Annotated in this window: 6 protein-coding genes; all 6 read right to left on the bottom strand. The window is 73.4% G+C overall.

All coding sequences use genetic code 11. The annotated features are described in order from the left end of the window. Positions 1 to 819, bottom strand: an 819-nt coding sequence (gene efeU / locus HYE82_RS32875; RefSeq protein WP_179177870.1) for an iron uptake transporter permease EfeU, incomplete at its 3' end; no start/stop codon positions are given. A 28-nt stretch (positions 820 to 847) separates the two neighbouring features. Next, entirely contained in the window at positions 848 to 2,101 is a 1,254-nt protein-coding gene (gene efeB / locus HYE82_RS32870) for an iron uptake transporter deferrochelatase/peroxidase subunit (RefSeq protein ID WP_179177869.1), read from the bottom strand. 36 nt (positions 2,102 to 2,137) lie between these two features. After that, entirely contained in the window at positions 2,138 to 3,289 is a 1,152-nt protein-coding gene (efeO, locus tag HYE82_RS32865; protein WP_179177868.1) for an iron uptake system protein EfeO, read from the bottom strand. A 191-nt stretch (positions 3,290 to 3,480) separates the two neighbouring features. Beyond that, complete coding sequence (locus tag HYE82_RS32860) at positions 3,481 to 4,383, bottom strand: heme ABC transporter ATP-binding protein (RefSeq protein ID WP_179177867.1); 903 nt, start codon at positions 4,381 to 4,383, stop codon at positions 3,481 to 3,483. Further along, the gene (locus HYE82_RS32855; protein ID WP_179177866.1) at positions 4,380 to 5,573 is read right to left on the bottom strand and encodes an iron ABC transporter permease; all 1,194 of its coding nucleotides are present in this window, start codon (positions 5,571 to 5,573) and stop codon (positions 4,380 to 4,382) included. The genes HYE82_RS32860 and HYE82_RS32855 overlap by 4 nt, the downstream gene beginning before the upstream one ends. 1 nt (position 5,574) lies before the next feature. Beyond that, the coding region (locus HYE82_RS32850) for a hemin ABC transporter substrate-binding protein (protein ID WP_179177865.1) at positions 5,575 to 6,442 on the bottom strand (868 nt) is incomplete at its 5' end.

Raw genomic sequence — 6,442 nt, 5'->3', positions numbered from 1 at the left:
GCCGGGGGCCTGCGCCGGGCGGCCCGGGCCCTGCGCGAGAAAGAGGGCCAGCGTGGGCACGAGGTAGAGGACCCACACCCCGACCTGGAGCCACGTCGGGTCCGGCTGGAAGTTGAACGTGCCCTTCAGCAGGGTCCCGTACCAGCTGTCCGGCGGGATGGTCCCGCTGATGTCGAAGGCCCTGTCCGCCAGGCCCGGCAGGAACTCGGCCTCCTGCAGGTCGTGCATGCCGTACGCGAGGACGCCCGCGGCGACCACGACCAGCATCGCGCCCGTCCAGGTGAAGAACCTGGACAGGTTGATCCGCAGCGCGCCCCGGTAGAACAGCCAGCCCAGCAGGACCGACGTGCCGAGACCCAGCAGGACGCCGATCAGGGGCGCGGAGCCGTCGCCGGCGGCGTGCACGGACCGCCACACGAACAGCGAGGTCTCCAGCCCCTCGCGGCCGACGGCCAGGAACGCAGTCGCCACCAGGGCGCCGGTGCCCATGGCCAGGGCGGCGTCGAGCTTGCCGTGGAGCTCGGCCTTCAGGTGCCGCGCGGTGCGCTTCATCCAGAAGACCATCCACGTCACCAGGCCGACCGCGACGATCGACAGGCTGCCGCCGATCGCCTCCTGCGCCTGGAACGTCAGCTCCGAGGTGCCGAATTCGAGCGCGGCTCCGAAGGCGAGGCTGATCGCGGCCGCGAGGCCCACACCCAGCCACAGCGGGGGCAGCTTGTCCCGGTTCTCCGTCTTGACCAGGTACGCGACGAGGATGCAGACGACCAGGCTGGCCTCCAGCCCCTCGCGCAGGCCGATCAGATAGTTGCTGAACACGTCGGTTCTCCTCGTCTGCGGACCCGTGTCACGCGAACAGGGCCCGGCCCCACCAGTCGTCCTTGTCGCGGACGCCCGGCGGGACGGCGAAGATCGCCGAACCCACGTGCTGGATGTACTCGTTGAGGACGTCGGACTTCGCCAGCTGCCGCTGGATCGGGATGAAGCCCTTGCGGACGTCGCGCTGGTAGGCGATGAAGAACAGGCCTGCGTCGAGGCGGCCCAGCCCGTCCGTGCCGTCGGTGAAGGAGTAGCCGCGGCGCAGGATCGTCGCCCCGTTGTTGCTGTCGGGGTGCGCGAGGCGGACGTGCGCCTCTGGCTTCATCGCCTTCAGGAACGGCTCGTCGCGCTCCTTGGACTTGCCGACCGGCGCGCCCTCGCCCTTGTCGCGGCCGAAGATGTCCTCCTGCTCCTGCAGGGGGGTGCGGTCCCAGGTCTCGATGTTCATGCGGATGCGGCGGGCGACCAGGTACGAGCCGCCCGTCATCCAGGCGCTGCCGTCCTCCGCGCCGACCCACACGTGCTTGTCGAGGGCCGCCTTGTCGGTGCCGGAGATGTTCCGGGTGCCGTCCTTGAAGCCCATCATGTTGCGCGGGGTCTGCTCCTCGGGGGTGGTCGAGGAGGTCTTGCCGAAGCCGAGCTGCGACCAGCGCATCGCGACCTTGCCGAAGCCGATGCGGGCGAGCTGGCGGATGGCGTGCACGGCGACCTGCGGGTCGTCGGCACAGGCCTGGACGCACAGGTCGCCGCCGGAGCGGGCCGGGTCCAGGTTGTCGCCGGGGAACAGCTCCAGGTCCACCAGGGCGGCCGGGCGCTTGTCCTCCAGGCCGAAGCGGTCCTTGGCGAACAGTCCCGGGCCGAAGCCGAAGGTCAGCGTCAGCCGGGACGGCTTGAGGCCGAGGGCCTCGCCGGTGTCGGTCGGCGGGGCCTCGGGGCGGCCCTCGTAGGCGTCGCCGACGGGCCGGCCGGCCGTCATCAGGCGGGCCGCCTCGGTCCAGTCCTTCAGCAGCTTCTCCAGCTCGGCGCGGTCCTTCGTCTTCACGTCGAAGGCCGCGAAGTGCAGGCGGTCCTGGACCGCGCTGGCGATACCGGCCTGGTGCGCGCCGTGGAAGGGCACCGCCCCGCCGGCGGAGGCCGCCGGCGCGAGGTCGGAGGAGGGGACGAGGGCCGCCGCCGCACCGCCGGCCGCGGCGGCGCCGAGCGTCAGCCCGGCCCCGCCCCAGCCGAGTACGGAGCGCCGCGAGGGGCGGCCGCCGGCCTTGGCCGGCTCAGATTCAGTCATTCCGGGTTCTCCTGCCTGGTGTTGGCCGTTGCCGGATTACTTGGCGACCGCGGCGGCCAGCTTCGAGAGCGGCTCGGCCAGGGCGTTGACGCCGTCCGACAGCTCCTTGCGCTCGGTCTCGCCGACCTTGTCGTAGGAGGTGAACTCGTAGGTGTTCTTGTCCGCGCGGTACTTGTCCAGCAGCGTGTTCAGCGCGGCGAACTGGGTGTCGAGCTGCTTGGCGAGTTCGGCGTCGTTCTTCGCGGCGACCGGCTTGAGCAGCTCGTACGCCTTCTGCGCGCCCTCGACGTTGGCCTTGAAGTCGACCAGGTCGGTGTGGCTGTAGCGCTCCTCCTCGCCCGTCACCTTGCCGGTGGCGACCTCGTCGAGGAGTTCCTTGGCGCCGTTGGCGATGGAGGTGGGGGTGATCTCCGCCTGGCCGACCTTCTTCTGCCAGTCGGTCAGGTCGGTGATCAGCTGGTCGGCGAGCTTCTTCTCCTCGTCACCGATCTTGCCGTCGGCCCACAGCGCCTTCTCCAGGCGGTGCCAGCCGGTCCAGTCCTTCGCCGGGTCCTGGCCGGCCTCCAGGCCGTCCTCGCGGACGTCGACCTTCGGGTCGATGTCGCCGAAGGACTCGGCGACCGGCTCGGTGCGCTCCCAGCCGATGCGGGAGGGGGCGTACGCCTTCTTCGCGGCCTCCAGGTCGCCGGCCTTGACCGCGTCGGCGAACGCCTTGGCCGCGGGGAGGGTCTCGTCGGCCTGCTCCTGCACGTACTCGCGGTAGCCGGCGACGGCGGCGTCCAGCTCGGGGCTGCGCTTCTCGGCGGTGCCGTTGCCGGTGGCCTTGACCTTCTGGCGGATGCCGTCGCCCTTCATGCCGGGCTTGCAGGCGATCTCGTAGTCGCCGGCCTTGATCTCGGCGGTGATGGTGGCCTTGGTGCCCGGGCCGATGTTCTCGCGCTCGGTGACGATCCGGTCGTCCGGGAAGAGGACGTACAGCTCGGTGACCTTCGAGCCCTTGTTCTCGACCTCGATCGTGACCTTGCCCGCCGGGAACTCGGTCTGCGAGACCTCGCACGCGGTGTCGGAGGCGGCGACCTTGACGGCCTTGCCGTCTGCCGACCCGCCCTTCTCCGCGCAGCCGGTGACGGCCGTGAGCGCTGCCGCGACGGCGGCCGCAGTGAGGACGGTGAGGCGGGCGGGACGCATGGGGGCTCCTGATGTCGGTGTCGGGCTGATGACATGCGCCAGACGGCCGCCCCGGGGGGCGGTTGGAGAGGCGGACCTAACTTAGCTGAGCCTTACTTGACCCATGCCCGTTCGTCCAGTGATCTGACGCACACCTTCGGGCTCCGGATACGGAGCCGTCACGGGGACCTCACGAGGGCCCCATGGAAGGGTCAAGCGGAAGTCAAGCCAAAGTGGTTGTCCCGAACGGAGGGCCGGGCTGCACCGCGTACTGGGAGTGCAAGCGGAATGCCAGATTGCGGATGTGGCAGCACTTCCACGGGCTGCCGGTAGACCCGGCTGAGCAGATCCGCGCGCAGCACCTCGGCCGGTGGCCCGTCCGCCGCGATGCGCCCGCCCTCCAGGACGGCGATGCGGTCGGCGTGGGCCGCGGCGAGGCCGAGGTCGTGCAGCACAGCGACCACCGCGTCCCCTGCGGCGGCCCGCTCCCGGCAGATCCGCATCACCAGCTCCTGGTGGCGCAGGTCCAGGGCCGCCGTCGGCTCGTCGAGCAGCAGTAACGGGGCCTGCTGGGCCAGCACCCGGGCCAGCGCCACCCGGGCCCGCTCGCCGCCGGACAGCGCGGTGAAGGGCCGGGCGGCGAAGCCGGACACCTCCGTGGCGGCCATCGCCCCGGCCACCGCGGCCTCGTCCGGGCCGCCGTCGGCCGCGCCGGTACCGACCCAGGGCGCGCGGCCCATCGTCACGACCTCCGCCACGGTGAACGGGAACGACAGCTCCGCGGCCTGCGGGAGCACCGCACGCCGCAGGGCCAGCTCCGCGGCCGTCCACGCGCCCGCCGGGCGCCCGTCGATCCGTACGGCGGCGGACGCGGCGGGCAGGTCGGCGGCGAGCGCGGCGAGCAGGGTGGACTTGCCGGCGCCGTTCGGGCCGACCAGGGCCAGCACCTCCCCGGCCCGGACGGCCAGGTCGATCCCGGCGAGGACCGCGCGCCCGCCGAGGCGGACCTGCAGGCCGGCGGCCTCCGCGACGGGGGTGCCGGCGGGGCGGCGCTCGGGGGCGGCGGGCCGGCGCCGCCGCAGGAAGCGGAAGCCGGAGGGTCCGGTGGTGGTCATGCCCAGCCTCCTTGCCTGCGGCGGGTCCGGCGGAGCAGCCAGAAGAAGAACGGACTGCCGATCAGCGCGGTGAGCACCCCGAGCGGCAGCTCCGCCGGGGCGGCCGCGGTCCGCGCGGCGAGGTCGCCCGCGAGCAGCACCGCCGCGCCGGCCAGGGCGCTGCCGGGGACCAGGAAGCGGTGGCCGGGGCCGTTCGCCATGCGCAGCAGGTGCGGGACGAGCAGCCCGACGAAGGTGATGACACCGGCCACGGCGACGGCGGCGGCGGTCAGCAGCGCGACGACGACGATGAGCGCGAGCCGCAGCCGCTCGACGTCCACGCCCAGGTGGTGGGCGGACCGCTCGCCGAGGGAGAGGAGGTCCAGCCGACGGGCGTAGCAGGGGGCGAGGGCCAGTCCGGCGGCGGCGCAGGGCAGGACGGCGAGCACCTTGGGCCAGGTGGCCTGGGCGAGGGAGCCGAGCTGCCAGAAGGTGATCTGGTTGACCTGCCCGCTGTCGGCGAGGAAGACGAACAGGCCGATGAGGGCGCCCGCGAAGGCGTTGACGGCGATGCCGGTGAGGACGAGGGTGACGACCTCGGTCCGGCCGCCGGTCCGCGACAGCAGGTACACGGCGCCGACGGTGACGAGCCCGGCGGCGAACGCGCAGACGGTGACGGTCCAGTTGCCGAGGAAGCCGAGGCCGAGCGCGATGGCGGCGACCGCGCCGACGGCGGCGCCCGCGGAGATGCCGATGACGCCGGGCTCGGCCAGCGGATTGCCGAACACCCCCTGCATCAGGGCTCCCGCGCAGCCGAGGCTGGCGCCGACGAGCAGCGCGAGGGCGACGCGGGGGAGGCGTACGTTCCACAGCACGCTCTCGCCGACCCGGTCGAGTGCGGCCCCGCCCAGGCCGAGGCGGTGCTGCACGGAGCCGAGGACGTCCCCGAGGGGGATCTCGTACGCACCGACCCCGGCGGAGACGAGGGCGAGCAGGACGAGCACGGCGGCGAGCCCTGCGGTCAGCCGGCCGCTGCAGCCCCGGGCCCTGCCCGACGGGGCGGCGCCGGTGACTGGGGTCTCGACCTCGGCCCCGGCCTCGGTCGCAAGCTCGGGTGCGGGTGCGGGTGCGGGTGCGGGTGCGGGTGCGGGTGCGGGTGCGGGTGCGGGTTCTGCCGTCTCCGCGGCGGGTTCCGTGGTGCGGCCGCCCATGTCAGGCCTTGCCGTGGAGCTGGGCGATGAGGGAGGTGAGCACCTGGTCGGTGCGGGGCCCGTAGTTGAGGAGGACGCCGTCGTCGATGCTGATCACGCGGCGGTCCATGCCGGCCGGGGTCTGGGCGACGCCCGGGATCTTCACCAGGCCGTCCGGGCCGCCGACGGACTCCAGCCCCTTGGCCATGACGAGGAGGGCGTCGGGCGTGGCGGCCGCGAGGGCCTCGCTGGTGATCGGGGTGAAGTCCTTGCCGAGGCCGGACTCCTTGCCGGTGTCGACGGCGCCCGCGGCCTCCAGCAGCGAGGACGCCCCGGAGTCGGAGCCGCCCATCAGGTACACGGAGGCGGAGCCGCGCAGGTAGAGGAACGCCACCCGGGGCCGCTTGCCCGGTGCGGTCTGCGCCGGGACGGCCGCGCGGGCGGCGGCGATGCGCTCGGCGGTGCGCTGGTTCAGCCGGGCCCCGGCCTCCTTGACGCCGAGCGCGGCGGCCACGGCGTCGATCCGGCGGGGTACGTCGTCCAGGGACTTGGCCGGGTCGACCACGAGCAGCGGGATGCCGGCGTCGCGGATGTGCCGGATCGCCTCGGCGGGGCCGGTGGTGGTCTCGGCCAGTACCAGCGTCGGGCGCAGGGACAGCACGCTCTCGGCGGATACCTCGTGGCCGCGGGTCACCACGGGGAGCCGTGCGGCCTGTTCGAAGGTGGCGGTGATGTCGCGGGCGATGACCTGCGGGCCGAGGCCGAGGGTGTGGACGATCTCGTTGAGGCTGCCGGTCAGCGGTACGACGCGGTCGGTGGAGGCGACCGCCACCTGGCCGCCGTCGGCCGAGGGCACGGTCACGGGGAGGGCGGGTGCCGGGGCCGGGGAG

Origin of the sequence: Streptomyces sp. BR123 (assembly GCF_013401435.1) — a bacterium.
Classification (GTDB): Bacteria; Actinomycetota; Actinomycetes; order Streptomycetales; family Streptomycetaceae; genus Streptomyces.
This window is presented reverse-complemented; position numbering and strand designations above follow the sequence as displayed.